Source organism: Polyangiaceae bacterium, from assembly GCA_020633205.1.
In the GTDB taxonomy this organism is placed as follows: Bacteria; Myxococcota_A; Polyangia; order Polyangiales; family Polyangiaceae; genus JAHBVY01.
In genome coordinates this window covers 1-18,797 of sequence record JACKEB010000029.1, presented here as the reverse complement: position 1 = coordinate 18,797, position 18,797 = coordinate 1, and the positions used below count along the sequence as shown (strand labels likewise).

The following is an 18,797-nucleotide window of genomic DNA, read 5'->3' as shown; positions in this document are numbered from 1 at the left end:
CAGAGGGCGTTGATGCCGTCAGGGAGCTTGAGTGCCGCCTAGAAGCACGGGCGCATTGCCCCGTCAGGGAGCGCTAGTGCCTTCGCGGCCGTAGCTGTCCTCGAGGCGCACGACATCGTCGAGTTCTGGCGTCGAGACCTCGAAGACGCGCGTGTCCTCGACTGCCGCCATACGGTGAATGGTGCCGGGGGTGACGTGGAACACATCTCCCGGATTCATTCGGCGCACCTCGATGTTTGGGGGTTCTCCGACTTCGAGGTCCATCGCCCCCGTCTCCACCAGCAGGGTCTCGTCCTTGACCTTGTGGTACTGTCGGCTGAGCTTGTGACCGGCCTTGATGAAGAGGACCTTGGCCACGTAGCGATCGGTGTGAGCCCAGATCAGCTCGTGTCCCCAGGGTTTTTCTACACGGCGCATAGGGCGCCTGTATAGCACGAGGCCTCCACGGGGGAAGGCGAGGCAGTCGCCCCACGACCTCGGCGCGCTTTTCCCAACTGGCGCCGAGGCCGAGGAATCGCTAGTCACTCGGGGTCATGGCAGAAGAACGACTCCAGAAGCTGATCGCCCAGGCGGGACTCGCTTCTCGCCGTCGGGCGGAGGAACTCATCCTCGCCGGGCGAGTGCGCGTTGATGGACAGGTCGTGCAGGAGTTGGGCTTCAAGGCCGACCCCCGTGCTCAAAAGGTCGAGGTAGACGGCCAGCGTCTGGTGCCAGAGAAGCCCGTATACATCGTGATTCACAAGCCGCGTGACGTGGTCAGCACGATGCGTGATCCCGAGGGGCGGCAGACCATCGCGGAGTTCGTCCGCCGTATCGGAGCGCGGGTCGTTCCGGTTGGTCGCCTCGACTACCACACCAGCGGCGTGCTGTTGATGACCAACGATGGCGAGTTTGCGAACGCGCTCCTGCACCCTAAAAAATCCACAAAGAAAGTCTATGTGGCCAAGGTGCAGGGTGAGGTCAACGACTTCGACCTCGAGCGCTGGCGGCGTCCGATTGAAATCGACGGCAAGCGCACGCGGCCGGCAGAGGTGAAGCGCTTGCGCTGGGACAACGGCAAGACTTGGCTGGAGATCGTGCTCAAGGAGGGCAAGAATCGCCAAATTCACCGCTTGGGAGAGGCGACCGGCTTCCCCGTGATGCGCCTCGCGCGTATGTCCTTCGCGGGGATCACCGCGGAGGACCTGCGGCCTGGTGAGTGGCGCCTGCTGAACGTGAGCGAGTTGAAAGACCTCAAGCGCCAGTACGGAGTACCGCGTCGTGTGGGCCCTCAGGAGCTGCCTCAGGGCAAGCCCACGAGGAAGCCGCAAATCGGGCCCAGGCGCGGGGCAGCCACGAGCAAGCCACGTTCCCGCACGGCAACGCGAGGGGAAGCCGCTGAAGAGCAACGCGGTCGCCCGCGGACGCGCAGCGAAGCCGCGGGGCGTACTACCCGTCGTGGCGCAGACGACAGCTGGGCAGCGGAGGAGGCGCGGCCACGTCGCGGAGCCGGGGCACGCCGCGCACCCGCTGGTCAAGCAGCGAACGAGCGCAACGCAGGCAAGCGCAGTGCCGCTGGCAGTCGCAGTGCCGCTGGCAGTCGCAGTGCCGCTGGCAGTCGCAGTGCAGGCGGCGGTCGCAGTGCAGGCGGCGGTCGCAGTACAGGCGGCGGTCGCAGTGGCGCGGCCAAGCCGGCTAAGCGCGGCTCCAAGCGCTGACTGGGCCTACTTCTTCTGGGCCTCGGGGTCTTGAGTGGCCTTCGGTAGGCTCCAGTCCCAGTCAAAGAAGCCTCCGGCGAGCACGCGTGCATCTCCCAGCACCTGCTGCCCCGCGGCCGGGGCCACGCTCGTGTCATACACGATGAAATCCGGGAGCAGCGCGGGCAGCGCGTTCGTCAGCAAGTATCCCTGGGCCGACACGGCATCCAACACCAGCAAGTAGCGTTCGGGGTTTAGGGGGTGAGGTTCAACGTACAGGCACCCAACGTCTCCGCCTTCGAACTCCAGGTCGCCAAGGAAGAGCTTGTGTGTTTCCGTGCGGCTTTTTAAGTCGCCTGCTAGGCGGGCGCTAACCAGGTTGTCTCGCGCGCCTCCGATCAAGAAGAGATTGGTGCTCCTGAGCGCCGCGGTTGGAAGGTCGCGATCGGCGACGACTGGGTAAGCGAGGTCCGCGCTGCCTCGACCGTTGGCCCACGCGTTGGCAACCTCCAGGGTCGCGCGAGATGTCGCCTGACGCCGCGTGCCGTAGACGAACGTGACTGGCGACATGAACACATCGCGGATTGGACCTTCGACACCAGCGCGCTTGTGCCCTGCCGGGGTGGGGGTGTTGGGAGTCACCGCCCAACCTTCCGCGCCGCGCCGCAACTCCTGCTTCTGGGGGTCGAGTTCGAGCTCCTGCTCGGCTATGCGCGCTTTGAGCTTTGAGCCCTGCAGTCCCTTCGGCAGCGGAGGGACGAAGCGCAGCGCTTTGACACCAGTCGCTTCGAGCTCGACCTTGCCGCCTTTCACCTGCGCCTGGACCTCAGCGAGCTTGCCCGGAGTTTCGAGCTCGCTGAGCTCGAGCCAGTAGTGCTTTGCGTAGCGCAGTTGATCGCTCACGAAACGCACCCGAGCTGGCGCTTCGACTCGGCGCTTGTTGCTCAGCCATGGCCAGCCGTCGGCGCCGTCCCAGACCTCCGTCCACACGGAGTGCCCGGTCTCCGGCCACTCCTCGATCACGTCGTAGTTCAGATCCCTGAGGCGCTGGATCAGCACCTTTGAATTGTCGTGGGGAAAATCCTTCGTGCCCTGCGCAACGAACATTGGGACTTGTTGCAGGTTCTCGGCCCAGCTGGCCGGAGACCAATGGTGCATGCGCGCGTTCTCCCAGGGCCGGATCGGGCGCTTCGAGGTGTCCCGCCGGATGAAGTAGCTGTGGTAGCCACACAACGGAGAGGCAGCGCTGAACAGCTCTGGGTAGCGCACCGCCATATAGCCGGTGCCGGTTCCACCCATGCTCACCCCGGTTACGCTGACGCGGTCCGGGTCAACCGGCAGGGTCTCGAGGGCCCACTTGAGCGCCTCGAGCGTGGCGGCTTCACCTGCGTCGCGATAGAACGCGTTTCCGTGCGAATATGGAGCTAGCACGATGCCCGGTACGCGCGGTCTGTCCCCCGTGGAGTCCAGGAAGGCGCGCATCACGCTCTCCGGCGTCCCGTTGTAGCCGTGGAGCAAGAGCACGAGCGGATAGCGGGCCTTGTCTTTGCGTTTCGCGTATCCACTCGGCAACTGCAACGCGAAGGGTTGGTCACTGCCGTCGAGCTCGGAGTGCAGCGCTAGAGAGTGCAGGCCCTCGGTTTCCAGGGGATCCACGCCGTCACCGAGGTCATCTAGCAAGCTCTCCAGATCGCGCTTTGCTTGAGCGGTCCCGCGCGTGTCTCCGGCGGCGATCTGACGCTGCAGGGTCAGCGCGGCACGGCGCAAGCTCGCCGCAATCACGTCACGATCGACGAGCTTCGGGGTCGATGCATCGGGAGAGTCTCCCGATCTTGGCCCGGCGCTGAGGCGTCGCGCCTGCTCCAGCGCAGCGCCCACGGCTTGGGGTAGGGCGGGGTCTAGCTTTAGCTCAAGTTTCTTGGCGGTGAAGGGCAGCTTGAGATCGACTTGTAAGTTCCCCGCGCTGCCCGAGGCAGGCGGGGGTAGCTGGACGCGGTAGTCACGGATCCCTCGAGTCCCGCAGCTGGGTTGCCCAACGGACAGCTGTGTCGACGCGCTCTTCCCGTCGGAAGTGGATTGGGTCAGCTGGACCTGCGGTGCTGCTGCGCTCCCGCGCAGGAGGTCTTCGGGAAAACCGCGGGGAAAATCCAAGCGGAGCGTCGGGCCGTAGCCAGCGTCACGGAGGTTTGCGTCCAGGCTCAGCCTGAGCAGTTGCCTGCCGAGGTTCGCGCTGTCGTTCTCGTCGGTGTCGGGTAAGGCGAACCTCAGTCCAACGGGGGGTAGCCCATCTGCCTGCGCGACGACGCGAGCCCAAAAGCCCCAGTGCGGAAGTGAACTCTCGAGCCAGAGCACCAAGCGATGGCGTCCGGGATCGAGGTGCATGGGGATGGGGACGAAAGCCCCGGCCCGCAGCGCGGGTCGGGAGCGCTCGTGGATCCGCTCACCATCGAGCCACACACTCACACCGCCATCGACACCCAGCAGCAAGTAGGCATCGCTAGCCTCTTCGACGGAGAGCCAGCCCCCGAGGGCGGCGAAGTTGCCCTTGCCTGGGATTGACTTGGCGATGTCGAGGGTGTCGTCGTACGCGACCGTTCGCCAGCGCGCGCTCTGACCTTTGCTGAGTTCCCCAGTTTCCTTGGGGAAAAACGATTTCGGGTCGAGCCGCTTGGCGCTCCCTGCGGGGACTGGACCCGCGAGCAGCCAAGCCCCAAGCGAGCCGTCTGCCGCGGGGCACAGGCGCACCTCCGCGCTGGCTGATCTGGAGTAGCCCCCAATCAGCGCTACGCAAAGCGCAGCCACACCAAGCGAGCGTCGAGTCAGCCAACGTTGAGGCAGCCACAGGGCGGCGTCGCGCACAGCGACGCCGACGCGTGGCAGCCGCCCGTGACTACGTTCGACCGTGGACCAGCGTTCGCAGCTGGTCGCGGAACATGATGTAGACCTTGCCCTCGTCATCGACCTCGACGACGTAACCTTCGCCGAACTTGCGGTGAAGGACTAGCTCGCCCTCAACGAAGGTCATGTCGATGGCGTAGCGGCGGAACGCCGTCTCCGCGGCACCTGCGACCTTCTGTTCCCAGTCCTTGATACGCTCTGCCTCCGCCTTACCAGCGGCGGTTTCACGCTTCGGCTTGGGACCGTCGGACGCCTTCGACGCGCGCTTGACCGCGGTCTTTCCGGCGCTCTTCGGTGCGCGGTAGTTGTGGGTGGAGTCACACGTCTGGCAAACGACGCGCTTCGGGACTCCTTCGACCAGGGCGACGATGCGATGCCCTAGGTCCATCTTGCACTTCGTACACCAGGCATCGATTTCGCTGCCGGCTGTCAACGCTTTCACGACTCGTCTTCGTCCTCTTCGTTGGTGGCGTCGCGCTTGACGCGCATGCTCGCCTTCACATCGGGCTTAGGGGCGCCCGATTTAGCGTCGTTTGGGATAAAGCGCACCTCTGTTTTGATCTCGAACGACAATGTCGTGAGCACTTTGGCGATCTCGTCGGAGATGTTCGTGTGCTCGAGGAAGTCGCGGATCTCCCTGGCGGTGACGCGATAGAGACCGTTCTTGGTCTCGTCAATCTGCGCGAGGATGAGGTTCAGCGCTTCTTTTGGCAGACGTAGCTCGCTGACCAGTTGACGTACGTTACCGTCGCTGATGCGCTCGTAGCCTTCGCTGACCTTCTCGTAGCCCGTCTCGATGACGCGTTTGATGATCTCCGGCACGATGCGCTCGAGGCGACGCCGTTCGCGCTCACGCTCACGCTCGCGCTCACTGACTTCCTCTTCGCCCGACTCCGGAGGCTCGCTGGTCACCGGCTCCGACTACCCTGCCGCATCGCGTCAGTCAAATGCCTAAAGCCGGTTGGTGCATTCGCCTGCTAATGCGTGACGGGTGCGGTGGCTCGGGTGCATCACTTGGCTGTTGCTGTGCGCTTGCTCACGGGAGGAGCGCGCTGCGGTGGATGCGGGGGAGGACGCCCGATTGGCACCTAGCGCGCCTCCCCCCCAAACCCCAAGCCCGCCTTCCACGCCCTCGCTGGCTTCAGCGCTGCCGCCGCCGATTGGCGATCCAGTCGACGCGCAGAATCCCTGGGAGCGCTGTCGTACCGGGTACGCGCCACTCGGTGACCCAAAGCGTGACGTGCTGCAGCTGGGGCTGATGTGCGGTCCGTCCACCGGAATGCGCGTCTTCGATGAGCGCGTGGAAGGGGTCGCGCCCGGCGAACAGACGAAGCAGCTCGAGGGCAAGACGGGGGAGTGCTTTCGCGTGGTGTTTGCGGCGGAGCGCGGCGTCGACGCGAAGCTGAGCTGGAGTAGTGCTGCAGCTCACATCGGGGAGGGCAGCGCCGCGCGCCTGATGAGTCGCCGCGGGCAAGCCCTGATTGCCCCGGGCGCTTCTGCGCTCTGTCTGAGCGCCCCTGGGGTTTTGGCTTTGAGGCTGGAGACTCGGGGCGGTGGGCGCTATGCGTATCAGATCCTCAAGCGTCGCTAGGCCTGCTTGACCCGCGCCGCTCGAGTAGGCGAGACAATCTCCCCACTCGCACCCCCAGCACACTCGATGGCTCACGGCCTTCCCGCCGCGAGCTGCTTGCCTCAAGAGTCACTCATCATGAATCAGAGCACGTATCGCGAGCGCCGTCGGCGCGTCCTCGAAGCCATCAGCCCCGGAGTGTTGGTGTTGCCGTCTGCGCCAGTTGCCATCCGCAACAACGACGTCGAGCACGAGTACCGTCAAGACTCTGATTTCTTCTACTTGTCGGGCTTCGACGAGCAGGAGAGCGTGCTGGTGCTGAGCAGTGAGCGCGAGCAGCCGTACCACCTTTTCGTGCGGAAACGGGACCCCGAGCGCGAGGTGTGGGACGGACCGCGCGCGGGCGTTGACGGTGCCAAGGCGGATTTTGGCGCTGATCAAGCCTATGAGATCAGCACGCTCGAGGCCGAGCTGCCGAAGCTGCTCGAGACCGAGCGGGTATACTACGCCTTCGGTCGTGACCCGGCGTTCGACCGTGTCATGTTCGCGGCCATTGCGAGCGTGAAAGCGCGGGCGAAGCTCGGCGTGCGTTATCCGGTGGAGCTCATCGATCCGAGCAAGGTGCTGCACAAGATGCGGCTCCTCAAGTCCGGTGAAGAACTAACGCTGATGACCAAGGCCCTCGACATCACTCGGGAGGCTCACGTCGCCGCGATGGCTGCGGCTGAACCCGGCAAGTTCGAGTACGAGGTGGAGTCGGTGCTGAACGGCGTCTTCCGGCGGCGTGGTTCGGAGCGGCCCGCGTATGGCTCGATCGTCGGCTCCGGTCCCAACGCCACGGTGCTGCACTACCGCAAGAACGATCGCCAGATGCAGGAGGGCGATCTGCTGTTGATCGACGCTGGCTGCGAGTACGGCTACTACGCGAGCGACATCACGCGCACCTTCCCCGTGAGCGGCACCTTTACTCCGGCGCAACGCAAGATCTACGAGCTGGTGCTCGAGGCCCAGTTCGCCAGTATCCGCGCGACTCGCCCGGGAGCGACCCTCGACGACGTGCACAAGGCGAGCGTCGAAGTGCTGGCGCGCGGCATGGTGGAGCTCGGCTTCATCGAGGGCCCGGTGAGCGACGCCATCAAGGACCTGCGCTACCGCAAGTACTACATGCACAAGACCAGCCACTACCTCGGCATGGACGTGCATGACGTGGGCCCGTACTTCGAGAACGGCAAGCCGCGTCCCCTGCAAGCGGGGAGTGTGATCACGGTTGAACCTGGTATGTATATCCCCGCGGATGCAGATGTCCCCGAGGAGTACCGCGGCATCGGCGTGCGAATCGAGGACGACGTGCTCGTCACGGACAAAGGTCAGCGCGTGCTCAGTGCAGGCATCCCAAAGACGGTTGACGAGGTCGAAGCCGCGTGTCGCGGCGAGCTCACGTGAGCATCGCCGCCGCTTTGGGTGCCAAGCGCCGGAGCGGGAGGGGGATTGGGTTAGGTGCGCTGTCATGCGCCGCGCTGTCGCTGCTGTCGTCCAGCCGGGCGAGCGCCGCTGAAGAGCCTGCCCCGGTCGAGCGCGACAGTCCCACCGTTTCCCAGCCTGCCCCGGAGGCCGGGGCATCGCCCAATGCGCCTGACCCAGCCGTGCGCGATACCGGCGAGCGCTTCGAGCTGCTCGCGGAGCGCGGCTTGTTCTTGCATACGTATGCAGGGTTCGCCGTTGGTGACGGCATTCGCTTGAACAACCCTTACCGCTTGCCGGAGCCCCTCGGGGACTCTCCTGAGAGTCTCTCCCGTTCGGCCGTTTATGGTGACTTGGCTGTTGGGCTACTGATTGGCCGCGCGCTCGGGTGGCAACACGGTGCCCAGGTCGATCTCGCCTTCGCGCTGGAGGGGATCCCACAAGAGGTGCTGACGCCGAGCTACCTCCTGCATCGCCACTTCTCGTCGCGTTGGTCGGCTTACGCGCGGCTCGGTTTTCCCGTGGTGCTCGAGCCGGATTTGAACGTGGGCGTGGAGGCTGGCTTGGGTGGTCTCTTCGCCATCACCGGTGGTGTGCAAGCGAGCCTGGAGCTGATCTACTCTCAGTTTTATGGCGCTGCGACGCAGGAGGTGAGTATTACGGTGATACCCATCGTCTCCGCTCAGCTCGGTGTGCGCGTCGCCTATGAGGTGCTGCAGTGACAGGTCAAGCGAGGCGGTTCGAGCGCGCAGTGAGGCGCGGACCAGTTCCGTGGGGAATGGTTGCTATCGGCCTCATGCTCGCACCTTTTTTGCTCGCGCCTACGCCAGGCGACGTGGGGGGCTGCGGGCAGGAGCCGACCGAGCTCGATGCGCCGATCTTCTTTGCCAGTAAGGACCTGCTGTTCTGCCAGGCGTGCCAAGAGTGCGGATACGATACCCAAACATGTCGCGACGCCTGCGCCGCGCCTGATACTCGATCCTCGTCGTTTCCCGACGGTTGCGTGCCCCTGGTTCACGACGGAGAGGTCTGCCTGAGAGCGCTACGTCACGCGAGCTGCGATGACTACGCTGGCTATGTTGATGACGCAGCGCCGAGCGTGCCGGGCGAGTGCAACTTCTGTCCTTCGAGGGAGCGGTGAGGCGCAGCTTGCCCCAAGCGGCGCTGCTGGCAGCGCTGCTGGCCGCCCCTGGCTGCGGCGGCGTCTGGCAGCAAGTCAGCGCAAGCCCCGACGAGTTCGAGCGCTATCGCGTCGCGAAGAGCGCCCCGGAGGTTGGTGAGCGGCTCCAGGCCGCATCGGACTACCTCAAGGTATATCCGCAGGGTAACTACGCTGACGAGCTGCGTGCGTGGTTCGCCAAGATGGAGCCAAGCTACTATGCGCGCCTGAAGACGCGCAGCTCCGGGCTCCGGGCCTACCTGGAGCGGCTGCCAGATGGACCTCACGCCAATGCGGCACGCGAGAAGCTAGCGGAGCTCGAAATGGTGCGCGGCTTCGCCTTGCAGCACTCCCGTGAGCTGACTCAAGAAGCCCAAGACCTCGAGGCCAAGCTCGCCGGTGCAGAGCGCCTGCGGGATGCGTTGGTCGCCGAGTACGCGACCTGGGTGCGAGAGCTCGCGGCGATCGATACCTACGACGCCCCGACGAGCGAGCTCCACGCGGAGTTCATCCGCCACTGGCGGGTGGACTCTCCCCCCGCCAAGTGTCGTGGTGACGCATGTGCCAAATTGGTCTCGTTGCCCTACGCCATCCCCGCCGGCGGCAAGCTGCGAGCTCGGCGCGCGATCTTTGACGTGCGCTTGCAGCTCAAACGAGGCCGCGTGCAGCGAGCGTGGATCACTGGACCCGACCTTTTCGATCGCCTGAGCGAAGCCCTCAGCTTGAGTGCCGTGCGTCCGAACGATCCGCTGGCTCACGCCGAGGCCATTGCGCGCGCCGTTCAGTTGACCGAACAGATGCTCGAGCACGCTTTCCCGATGCAGCAGTGCTCTCAGGTGGCGGTCAGTCCGGTCGTCGTCAACCGCCAGTGCCAGGGAAGGAAAGTGCGGGTGATTGCTGCCGTCGAGCCGGGTGAAGAGGATCAGATCATCTTCGAGCCGATTTGGGCGAGGCTAGAGCCTGCACCGAAGCCGGAAACCGTCAAACCGAAGGCACCTACGCCGCGTCCGAAGGACGCGCCTCCGGAATTCCAGCCCTGAGGTCTTGGTTACGGCGGCACGCACGGTTGCGGGAGGCTCCCTGTGGGGGCTATAGCCTGCGCGCAGACGAAACCGTGAGCTACTTCCTGAGCCCTTCATGACCTTCGACCCGCAGATCCCCTTCGTTCAGCCATCGGACATCACGCTGCTGAGTCGCGACGCCATCGGGCACGGCTTTCCTCCGGCGGATTTGTCCATCAAGCCGTTTGGCACCTTGGTGGCGACTGGCGTGGCTCTGGGAACGTATCTGGCGGTACGTCAGGCGCGCAAGCTGGGCTTTGGCGAGCGTGCGTTCATGTCCTTCTCGTTCTGGGTGCTCGCAGTTGGCTTTTTTGGGGGGCACTTCTTCGACACGCTCTTTTACTATCCGGAGCGCGTCGCCGAAAACCCGTTCCAGCTCTTTGCCGTGTGGAATGGGCTCTCGAGCTTTGGCGGGTTCATGGGCGCCGTCATCGGCGCCTTCGCCTGGCAGTGGCGATACAAGAAACCGATGTTGCCGTACGGAGACATCGTGTGTAGCTCATTCCCCATCGGGTGGACGTTCGGGCGCATGGGGTGTTCGGTCGCTCACGACCACCCAGGGCTCTTGTCCAATGCATGGTACGCGGTGCAGTACCCCGGCGGCGGTCGTCTTGACTTGGGGCTGATCGAGATGGTCCTGACCATCCCGCTCGCCGCGGCGTTCCTCTACTGGCGACGCAAGCCGCACCCGTGGGGCTTCTACTTGAGCCGGTTCGCGCTGCTCTACGCGCCTGTGCGCTTCTTTCTCGACTTCTTGCGGGCGCGCGACCTGGCCATCAGCGATAACCGCTACGGTGGGCTGACTCCTGCGCAATGGCTCGCGATCGTGTTGTTTGGAGCCGGGGCCTGGGTCGCCTTCAAGTTCAAGGACCGCGAGCCTGAGGACCCGCCCAAGCCTCCACGGGAGCTTAGGAACCTGCCAACGAAGCGCCGAGCGCGCGCTTGAGTCCTACACGATGAGCTGAAGGGCGCCCGCCGCAAGTTCCACGCGGATCGGCAGTTTGCCTGGCGTCTCCCCGTCGTTGTCGATCAACACCTCGTCGCCCGTGTCGAGCGGCTTGGCTTCGATGCGTCGGCCGCGGCAGCTGAGCACCTGGTGTTCACCCACGTGGGTCCCCTTGTAGACCTTCGGGGTCATCGCCAGGCTGCGTGTGGCGCTGATGTCGCCGAGGGCCACGATGTCGAACACGCCGTCACTCGGGTCGGCCTGGGGCGCGATGTGCATGCCGCCGCCGAAGTATTGACCGTTGGCAACGGCAACATTGAGGATCGGGCCGACTAGCCACGGCTCCCCATCGACACTCACCTCCACGGCGGTGTTGCGGTAGCTGAGCAAAGCGCGGAACGTCCCGAGGAAGAAAGCCGCCTTGCCACCGAGCCACTTGGGGCCCGAGTTGACCAACCGGTCCGTTAGGCCGCCAATACCGAAGCTCATGATGTTGAGGAAGGCGCGTGTCACCTCCTCACCGCCATCCTGACAGTGCAAGACACCCAGATCGATGCGTTGGGTCTTGCCCCGCTGCAGGCGCCGCGCTGCGTCTTCGATGGATTCGTCGAAGCCGAAGCTCTTACGGAAATCACCGCCTGTTCCCGCGGGGATCAACGAAAGGCGAGGACCGGGGAGCGGCTGACCTTGAAGATCGAGGTAGCCTTGGCTCACTTCGTTCAGCGTGCCATCGCCACCCACGACCGCGACGGTTTCCACCCCGGCGCGCCTCGCATCGTTGAGCAGCTCCGTCGCGTGGCCGGGACCCTGCGTCTCGCGGATTTCGAACTCGACCCCAGCGTCCTTGAGTGCGCGGCGGATTTCCGGGAGTTTCGCGGCGGCGCGACCGCTGCCGGCTTTGGGATTGACGATGACGTGGGTGCTCATGGCCTGGCGCTCATCTGAGCATGGCTGGGCCGTGCTTTGCACCCTCCGTGGTGGCGTTGGGGCATTCCTACGACCGCCAAGGCGAACAGCTGATGCCCCGCTGAATCGCACGATGGCGAGTTTGCGCCACCTTGACGGCTTGTCAGCGCCCGGTATCGTAATCTCTCTCCACAGCCGACCGGCGGACTGCCACTACGAGGGGAAGAAGTTACTACCCATGGAAACTGACGACGGTCGCAAGCTCTTCGTCGGGGGCTTGCCCGATGTCATCAGCGAAGACGTGCTCCGACAGCTATTCGAAGCAACCGGAGGCAGCGTCGTTGACATCAGTTTGCCGCGAGACCGCAACACCGGGCGTCCTCGAGGCTTCGCATTCGTAACCATGAGCAGCGCAGCGGAGGCGGAAGCCGCGCGGCGTTCACTCGATCGCTCGAGCCAAGCGGGTCGCACGATTTCCGTGCGCGAGTTCCACTCGGAGCCGCGGCAAGGTGGTGGCGGCGGTGCGGGCGGGGAGCGGCACGACCGTGGTGACCGTGGTGACCGTGGTGACCGTCCCCCGCGTCGGGACCGCCCCGAAGGCGGACGCGGTGGGCCTCCCCCCGATCGCAATAACGACAAGACTCTGTACGTCAGCAACCTGCCCTATGACGCGACTCGTGAAGAGCTGGAGGGGGTGTTCAGCGAAGGCAACGCGGGCAACGTTGCGCGCATCCATTTGCCAACCACACCGGAAGGCCGGGGGCGTGGCTTTGGATTCGTGACCATGGACACCACCGAGGCGGCGGAGCAGGCGGTCGTGCTGATGCGGGATGCCGCGCTTCGAGGCCGGAAGCTTCACATGTCGATCGCGCATCCGCGTGGCGACCGTCCACCACGTCCGGCGGGCCCGGGTGGAGGTGACCGACCTGACCGCGGTGGGGACCGACCGCCGGTCGAGTACCGCGGCGGCGGTGGCGGTGGCGGCGGTGGCGGCGGTGGTGGGGACTTCGGTCCTCCACCAGGCCCGCGCTTTGAGGAGCCCTCCGACGGTGGAGCACCGCCCGCCGATCGCTTCGAGAGTTTCCGTGGCGGAGGCGAAGATCGTCGTCGGAAAGAACGCGAGAAGAAGGCGAAAGAAAAGAAGCGACCGAAGCGCGGCGCTCGAGGCGACCAAGACGGCCGGGACAACCCGAGCCGTTGGGACCGCGACAGCTGGGACGACGACTAGCCGCCCAGCGCCATCGGACCAAGCCGCATCCACAGCGCCGATTCTCAGGCCTTGGGGCTCGCGAGGGGTATGAGGCCGTTGGAGAGGCGCGCGATTTCAATGACTTGCGCTGCCTAGCTAGCGCTGTGGCTGCGCTTTCACGCCACCACTGGAAGCTCTAGCAACGGCTAAGGAACGTAGGCTAAGCTCCAAGAATCAATGGCCAATTCTGAGGGCCGCTGAGGGGAGGCAAGCTTCAGGCGTGGTCACCAGCCGGGGGTGAAAAATCAGGGTTCTACTAGTCACGGTGCATGGCTCATGACGGGGTGAGCGTTGCTGGCAGGACGCCTGATTGCACGCTCCCCAAAGTGCGTGCTAGGTACGCCGCTCCCTGGCCGGGGAAGCCCGATTTGCGGCGTGGCCGAGCGCACACTTCAATCCAACTTCTCTCAGCCTGAGCCGAACCCCTTACGGCACTTAGAACTCGCGCCGACCTGGCGCACCCAAAGCACCTTCACGCCCCTGGGCGTGTGTCTAACGTCTCGTTTCTCATTCGCTCTCCCTTGGAGAGGAATGCTCTGGCTCGCACGGCCACCACCCCTGGTGGCCTTTCTCGCCCCACCTCACGGTGGCGCACCTTCTGGACTCGTCGATGATTTTCGACTGGCTATACGGCCTGTTCTCGAATGACCTCGCCATCGATCTCGGTACGGCGACGACCCTGATCTATGTGAAGGGCAAAGGGATCGTCTCGTGCGAGCCGTCCGTCGTGGCGGTGCAACGCGATGCGCGCGGCAGCAAGAAGGTGTTGGCGGTCGGCCGCGAGGCCAAGGAGATGCTCGGCCGCACACCCGGCAACATCCAGGCGATCCGTCCGCTACGCGACGGCGTGATTGCAGACTTCGAGATCACCGAAGCCATGCTGCGCTACTTCATCAGCCGAGCGCACAATCAGCGCACGCTGGTGAAGCCCCGCATCATCATCTGCGTTCCGTTCGGCATAACCGAGGTGGAGAAGCGCGCGGTGAAGGAGAGCGCGGAGAGCGCTGGAGCGCGCGAGGTGTACCTGATCGAAGAGCCCATGGCGGCAGCGATCGGCGCGGGGCTCCCCATCACTGAGCCGAGCGGAAACATGGTCGTCGACATCGGTGGTGGGACGACAGAGGTTGCGGTGATTTCCCTCGCCGGCATCGTCTACTCCCAGAGCGTGCGCGTGGGTGGCGACAAGATGGACGAGGCCATCGTTGCCTACATGAAGCGCAAGTACAACTTGGCGATCGGCGAGCAAACCGCCGAGCGCATCAAGATGACCATCGGCAACGCGTACTCGCTCGAGCAGCAGATCACGATGGAGGTCAAGGGCCGCGACATGGTTGCGGGTATTCCCAAGACCATCCTGGTCAACAGCGACGAGGTTCGTGAGGCCATGAGCGAGCCGATCAACGCCATCGTCGAGGCGGTCCTCCTCGCGCTCGAGCGCACGCCTCCGGAGCTCGCGGCAGACATCGTCGACAAGGGCGTCGTGCTCACCGGTGGTGGCGCGTTGCTTAAGAACATCGATGTGCTGTTGCGCGAAGAGACCGGTCTTCCGGTGATGGTGAGCGACGACCCCGTGAGCGCAGTCGTGTTGGGTTCTGGCAAGACGCTCGACCACATCGAGCTCTTGAAAGAGGTCACCATCGGCTGAGGCTCCGTTCAGGGGCTGGCTGGTCGAGGGAAGCGAATGTCGCGCGGTGCTAGCTCGAGTGGCAACGTCGTTATCCAGGTTCCTGCTGGGGCGGGGCGGCGAGGCTGAACCATGGGTTCTTGGAAGCGATACCGCGACACCATCTTGGTCGTGCTGCTGCTCGCGCTGCCGTTCTTCGTGCTGCGCACCCGCATCCGCAAGCCCGAGAACATGAGCGTCGTCGACCGCGCGATCGTGCGCATCACGACGCCGATTCAGTATGCCTCCGCTGCGATCGCGCGTGGCGTCTCGCGCCTCGTGGGCGACTATGTCTACCTCGTAGACGTCAAATCCGACAACGACAAGCTCGCCTTCGAAAACGCTCGCCTGCGCGATGAGGTGCGCCAGCTCGAGAACCAACGGTCAGAGAACCGTCGGCTCAAGCGCCTGCTTGGATTGCGAGACGAGATCCCCCAGGAAACGCTCAGTGCGTTGGTGATCGGCAAAGACACCACTGAGTATTTCCGCGTGGCGCACGTGACGCTGGATGCTCCAAGCACTGAGGTCCAGCAGAACATGCCCGTGGTGAGCGTCGACGGCGTCGTGGGTACGGTGCTACGGGGCGCGGGAGACTCCGTTGACGTGCGCCTGACTGTAGACAGCGGGTTCGGCGTCGACGTGGTCGTTGAACGCACCGGGGCACGCGGCTTCGTGCGAGGCGTGGGCGACCGCAATCGCTATGCGGTGAGCGTGGAGTACGTGAAACGCTCGGATGAAGTGGACGTGGGCGACCTGCTGCTGACCAGCGGTGTTGGCTGTCGTTTCCCCAAGGGAATCCCCGTTGCGCGCGTGACCAAGGTCGAGAAGCGTGACTTCGGCATCTACCAGACGGTCCAGGCGGAGCCGACGGTTGACTACTCACGGCTCGAAGAAGTGCTGATCGTGCTCAGCGACACCGAGCGTTGCTCTCCCGCTGACGGCGCTAAGCCGAAGGCTCCGTGAGCGATGCGTACGTTTGGCCTGATCGGGATGGGGATCCTGTTGACGCTCATACAGGGCAACCTGTATCGGCTGTTCGGGCCGCTAAATAGCCTGCTTTCGTCGCTGCTTGGCGTGGGTGAGATCAACGGCACACCGAGCCTAGTGTTGCCTTTGGTGATCTATCTCGGAGTTCACGAACTCTCGATGCCCCGTGGAGCGTTGATCGCCTTCGTGCTCGGGTACCTGATCGACGTGTTCTCCGGTGCCCCGCTCGGTCTGTTCGCTTTCGTGCTGGTGGCCGTGTGGTGGCTTTCGCGCATCGCAGGGGTCAGGCTTACGGCCCAAACGAAGCTCACCCAGATGTCTCTCGCCTTCTTCTTCGCGCTGATCGAAGCCGGCATCGTGCTGATGCTGCTGGCGATCTTCGGCGCCGATGCCCATCGGCCAGTGGAGCTCGTCGGGATCGCGGTGCCTCACGCGTTGGCGACGGCGCTGTTTGCACCGTTCGTGTTCGCGCTCGCGCAGCGCATCCATGGTGGGGCTGCGGGCGGAGCGACCGGGAGCGCGGCGCCGTGACGATCCTCGTTCAGCGCTCGGATGTCGGTGAGTTTCGCCGCCGCTACAGCTGGATGGTGTTGGCGGTGCTGCTCACGTTCGGTGTGCTGATCGGCCGCCTCGTGCAGCTGCAGCTCGTGGAGCACGACCTTCATCACGCCCAGGCCCTCCGCAACATCATTCGTGAACGTACGCTGGCGACCAGTCGCGGAGTGATCCGCGACTCCCAGGGCCACGTTCTCGCGGGGAACCGACCGTCGTACAACGTGTACGTCGTGCCCTCCATCATCGACATGGAGAAGACCTGGCCGCGCGTCGTCGAGCTGATGGGGATCGAAGAGGGCGAAGAGAAGGAGATGCGCGAGCGCATCTTGAGCTTGGCCAACGGTTCTCGCCGCGATCAGCAGACGCTCCTCAAGGTCGACGTGGATCGCGACGCGGTGGCTGCGCTCGAAACCCACGAGCGCGATCTCAACGGCGTTGAAGTCGCTCCAGTCCCGGTTCGCTACTACCCCTACGGTGAGCTCGCCGCGCACATCCTCGGCTACATGCGCGAAGTGGATCCGGACACGTTGGCTCGCCTCGACGGCCGGGGTTACCGCGCTGGGGATCGCCTCGGCGCGGTGGGTGTCGAGCGCCGCTGGGAGAGCTACCTGATCGGTCAGCGTGGGTGGAAGAAGGTCCTCGGCGGGCGCCGCGCCAAACAGAACCGCGAGGACCTGGAGGACCAGTACCTGGACGAGCCACGGCGCTTGGATCCGGTGCCGGGTCGCGACATCTCCCTCACCCTCGACATCGAGCTGATGCAGTCCGTCGAGCGGGCCATGCGCGGCCAAGTCGCGGGCTCAGTCGCTGTGATCGATGTGCGGACGGGGCGTATCCTCGCGGCACTATCCAAGCCTAGCTACGACCCGAACGTCGTCAGTGGGTCCAACGGCAAGAAGGCAGTGCGCGATGCATTCCGCAAGCTCTACTCCGACCCGTTGAAGCCCACCTTGGACAAGACCGTCTCTGCGGCGTATCCCCCGGGATCCACCTTCAAGCCGTTCGCGGCGCTGGCGGGTCTAGCGGATCACATCATCACCCCGCGCAGCGTCGTGGACTGCCGCGGCGGCTACGAATACGGCCGTCGCTACTTCCGCTGCACGGGCATCCACCGCAACGTGCGCCTCCACGAGGCCATCGTTCGCTCCTGCAACACGTACTTTTACGCGCTGGGCGAGGGGATCCACATCGATCGCTTGAGCGCGATGGGCATGGATTTCGGCTTCGGTGTGAAGACCGGCATCGGCATCAACCCCGAGGCGCGCGGGCGCATGCCGACGCGCGCTTGGTACACCCGGCGTTATCGTGGGGCGTTCCGCGGTGGTTTTACTCTGCTCAGCGCCATCGGGCAGGGCGCGTCGACGGTGAGTGTGCTGCAACTCACGTTGGGCTACGCGGCACTGGCCAACGGGGGCACCCTCTACCAGCCCCAGGTCGTGCGCAGCATCGAGACCAGCGACGGCACGATCGTGCAGGAGTTTCCGCCGCGCGTGCGGCGCTTGGTCGAGGTCGATCCCGAGAACCTGTCGCTGGTCAAATCGGGCCTGGTGGGCGTCGTCAATGAACGCGAAGGCACCGCGCACAAGGCGGCAATTCCGGGCGTCGACATGGCAGGCAAGACCGGCACGGCGCAGGTCAGTCGGCGCACACCGAAGGACGTGGATCCCCACAAGGTCTGGTACTTCAACCGTGACCACGCGTGGTTTGCTGGCTACGCGCCTTCCCACTCACCAGAGATCGCGATCGTGGTCTTGGTGGAGCACGGCGGCGCTGGCGGTAAGGCCGCGGTGCCGGTTGCGATGCAGGTCGTGCGAGACTGGCAGAAGCTGCGAGAGAAGCGCCTGAGCGAGCGCTCGACCGCGAAGCGGGACCGAGGTGTTCCGTGAGGCAATGGCTGGCTGAGCACCGCTCAGACTCGGAGGGCCATGCTGCGCACTGATCGGGTCAGTGGCCGTGAGCACTTCGACTGGCCGCTGTTCTTGGTTACAGCTGCAATCGGGGTGATTGGCGTCGTCAACCTGTACAGCGCCACGAGCGTGTACCTCGACGTCTCCTCGAAGAAGTCCCTCGCTGACATCTACGTCTCCCAGGTCTACTGGCTGGTGGTTGGCGTGTTGCTCGCGATCTTGGTCGCGGCAATCGACTATCGGCACTTCGAGCGCTTCGCCTACTTCTTGTACGGCGGGGGCATCGTCACCCTGGTTCTGCTCTTCGTATTCGGAACGGGTATTCGTGGTTCCATCCGCTGGTTTCAGATCGGATCGTTCACGTTTCAGCCGTCGGAGTTCATGAAGATCCTCGTGGTGCTCGCTCTGGCGCGCGCGGTGCACGACGATCCGAAGACAGAGCCGAGAAGCCTATTCGATCTCTGGCTACCCGGGCTGCTGACGGCAGTGCCGTTCATCCTGGTCATGAAGCAGCCCGACCTCGGGACCTCGCTCGTCTACGTGCTCACGGCGTTCTCCATCCTCGCGATGACGAAGATCCGTCGCAGCAGCGTCGCGGTGATGGGCTTCGGTGTGCTGGGGTTCGCCGTGGTCGCCTGGAACTTCCTGATGCACGACTACCAGAAGGGTCGTGTGACGGCGTTCTTGGACCCCGAGAAGGACAAGACCGGCACGGGCTGGCACGCGTTCCAGTCAAAGACCGCAATCGGCAATGGGGGC

Annotated in this window: 18 protein-coding genes and 1 pseudogene; 14 read left to right on the top strand and 5 right to left on the bottom strand. The window is 64.6% G+C overall.

Going from position 1 to position 18,797, the window contains the following annotated elements:
• Nucleotides 1–63 precede the first annotated feature (63 nt).
• Nucleotides 64–417, bottom strand: coding sequence for a cupin domain-containing protein (locus H6718_36460; GenBank protein MCB9590955.1), 354 nt, complete (start codon nt 415–417; stop codon nt 64–66).
• A 116-nt stretch (nt 418–533) separates the two neighbouring features.
• Here H6718_36460 and H6718_36455 point away from each other — a divergent pair, with 116 nt between their 5' ends.
• Complete coding sequence (locus tag H6718_36455) at nt 534–1,697, top strand: rRNA pseudouridine synthase (protein MCB9590954.1); 1,164 nt, start codon at nt 534–536, stop codon at nt 1,695–1,697.
• A 6-nt stretch (nt 1,698–1,703) separates the two neighbouring features.
• Here the strand turns inward: H6718_36455 and H6718_36450 are convergent, their stop codons facing one another.
• The 3 genes from H6718_36450 to H6718_36440 form a co-directional block, all read right to left on the bottom strand.
• Nucleotides 1,704–4,478, bottom strand: a complete 2,775-nt coding sequence (locus H6718_36450; GenBank protein MCB9590953.1) for a prolyl oligopeptidase family serine peptidase — start codon at nt 4,476–4,478, stop codon at nt 1,704–1,706.
• Nucleotides 4,479–4,566: 88 nt separating this feature from the next.
• A complete protein-coding gene (locus H6718_36445) occupies nt 4,567–5,016 on the bottom strand; it encodes a hypothetical protein (GenBank protein ID MCB9590952.1) in 450 nt (149 codons plus the stop codon).
• Complete coding sequence (locus tag H6718_36440; protein MCB9590951.1) at nt 5,013–5,486, bottom strand: hypothetical protein; 474 nt, start codon at nt 5,484–5,486, stop codon at nt 5,013–5,015. Before H6718_36440 ends, H6718_36445 begins: the two co-directional genes overlap by 4 nt.
• Nucleotides 5,487–5,565: 79 nt before the next feature.
• Here H6718_36440 and H6718_36435 point away from each other — a divergent pair, with 79 nt between their 5' ends.
• From H6718_36435 to H6718_36410, 6 genes are all read left to right on the top strand, one after another.
• Nucleotides 5,566–6,165: a hypothetical protein gene (locus tag H6718_36435; GenBank protein MCB9590950.1), complete on the top strand. Its 600-nt coding sequence runs from the start codon at nt 5,566–5,568 to the stop codon at nt 6,163–6,165.
• A 117-nt stretch (nt 6,166–6,282) separates the two neighbouring features.
• Nucleotides 6,283–7,587, top strand: a complete 1,305-nt coding sequence (locus H6718_36430) for an aminopeptidase P N-terminal domain-containing protein (protein ID MCB9590949.1) — start codon at nt 6,283–6,285, stop codon at nt 7,585–7,587.
• A complete protein-coding gene (locus H6718_36425; GenBank protein ID MCB9590948.1) occupies nt 7,566–8,327 on the top strand; it encodes a hypothetical protein in 762 nt (253 codons plus the stop codon). Before H6718_36430 ends, H6718_36425 begins: the two co-directional genes overlap by 22 nt.
• 56 nt (nt 8,328–8,383) lie before the next feature.
• A complete protein-coding gene (locus tag H6718_36420) occupies nt 8,384–8,746 on the top strand; it encodes a hypothetical protein (GenBank protein ID MCB9590947.1) in 363 nt (120 codons plus the stop codon).
• Nucleotides 8,743–9,804, top strand: coding sequence for a hypothetical protein (locus tag H6718_36415; GenBank protein ID MCB9590946.1), 1,062 nt, complete (start codon nt 8,743–8,745; stop codon nt 9,802–9,804). The genes H6718_36420 and H6718_36415 overlap by 4 nt, the downstream gene beginning before the upstream one ends.
• 97 nt (nt 9,805–9,901) lie before the next feature.
• Complete coding sequence (locus H6718_36410) at nt 9,902–10,771, top strand: prolipoprotein diacylglyceryl transferase (GenBank protein MCB9590945.1); 870 nt, start codon at nt 9,902–9,904, stop codon at nt 10,769–10,771.
• Nucleotides 10,772–10,774: 3 nt separating this feature from the next.
• Here H6718_36410 and H6718_36405 read toward each other — a convergent pair whose 3' ends face one another.
• Nucleotides 10,775–11,698 (bottom strand): diacylglycerol kinase family lipid kinase, encoded by a 924-nt coding sequence (locus H6718_36405; protein MCB9590944.1) that lies wholly within the window; start codon nt 11,696–11,698, stop codon nt 10,775–10,777.
• Between the two features lie 217 nt (nt 11,699–11,915).
• On the opposite strand from H6718_36405, the pseudogene H6718_36400 reads away from it, so the two are divergent.
• The 7 genes and pseudogenes from H6718_36400 to H6718_36370 all read left to right on the top strand — a co-directional run.
• Nucleotides 11,916–12,224: pseudogene (locus H6718_36400) on the top strand (RNA-binding protein).
• Nucleotides 12,225–12,320: 96 nt separating this feature from the next.
• Nucleotides 12,321–12,905 carry an RNA-binding protein gene (locus tag H6718_36395; GenBank protein ID MCB9590943.1) on the top strand — a complete coding sequence of 195 codons (585 nt, stop codon included), beginning with the start codon at nt 12,321–12,323 and terminating at the stop codon, nt 12,903–12,905.
• 631 nt (nt 12,906–13,536) lie between these two features.
• The gene (locus H6718_36390; GenBank protein MCB9590942.1) at nt 13,537–14,571 is read left to right on the top strand and encodes a rod shape-determining protein; all 1,035 of its coding nucleotides are present in this window, start codon (nt 13,537–13,539) and stop codon (nt 14,569–14,571) included.
• A gap of 111 nt (nt 14,572–14,682) precedes the next feature.
• The gene (gene mreC / locus H6718_36385; protein MCB9590941.1) at nt 14,683–15,552 is read left to right on the top strand and encodes a rod shape-determining protein MreC; all 870 of its coding nucleotides are present in this window, start codon (nt 14,683–14,685) and stop codon (nt 15,550–15,552) included.
• Nucleotides 15,553–15,555: 3 nt separating this feature from the next.
• A complete protein-coding gene (gene mreD, locus H6718_36380; protein MCB9590940.1) occupies nt 15,556–16,107 on the top strand; it encodes a rod shape-determining protein MreD in 552 nt (183 codons plus the stop codon).
• Nucleotides 16,104–18,017: a penicillin-binding protein 2 gene (mrdA, locus tag H6718_36375; GenBank protein MCB9590939.1), complete on the top strand. Its 1,914-nt coding sequence runs from the start codon at nt 16,104–16,106 to the stop codon at nt 18,015–18,017. The genes mreD and mrdA overlap by 4 nt, the downstream gene beginning before the upstream one ends.
• 39 nt (nt 18,018–18,056) lie before the next feature.
• Nucleotides 18,057–18,797: FtsW/RodA/SpoVE family cell cycle protein (locus tag H6718_36370; GenBank protein MCB9590938.1), on the top strand; the 741-nt coding region annotated here is incomplete at its 3' end.

Coding starts and splice junctions, on each gene's coding strand:
- H6718_36460 (MCB9590955.1), bottom strand. CDS start 417: ATGCGCCGTGTAGAAAAACCCTGGGGACACGAGCTGATCTGGGCTCAC.
- H6718_36455 (MCB9590954.1), top strand. CDS start 534: ATGGCAGAAGAACGACTCCAGAAGCTGATCGCCCAGGCGGGACTCGCT.
- H6718_36430 (MCB9590949.1), top strand. CDS start 6,283: ATGAATCAGAGCACGTATCGCGAGCGCCGTCGGCGCGTCCTCGAAGCC.
- H6718_36420 (MCB9590947.1), top strand. CDS start 8,384: ATGGTTGCTATCGGCCTCATGCTCGCACCTTTTTTGCTCGCGCCTACG.
- H6718_36410 (MCB9590945.1), top strand. CDS start 9,902: ATGACCTTCGACCCGCAGATCCCCTTCGTTCAGCCATCGGACATCACG.
- H6718_36405 (MCB9590944.1), bottom strand. CDS start 11,698: ATGAGCACCCACGTCATCGTCAATCCCAAAGCCGGCAGCGGTCGCGCC.
- H6718_36390 (MCB9590942.1), top strand. CDS start 13,537: ATGATTTTCGACTGGCTATACGGCCTGTTCTCGAATGACCTCGCCATC.
- mreC (MCB9590941.1), top strand. CDS start 14,683: ATGGGTTCTTGGAAGCGATACCGCGACACCATCTTGGTCGTGCTGCTG.
- mreD (MCB9590940.1), top strand. CDS start 15,556: ATGCGTACGTTTGGCCTGATCGGGATGGGGATCCTGTTGACGCTCATA.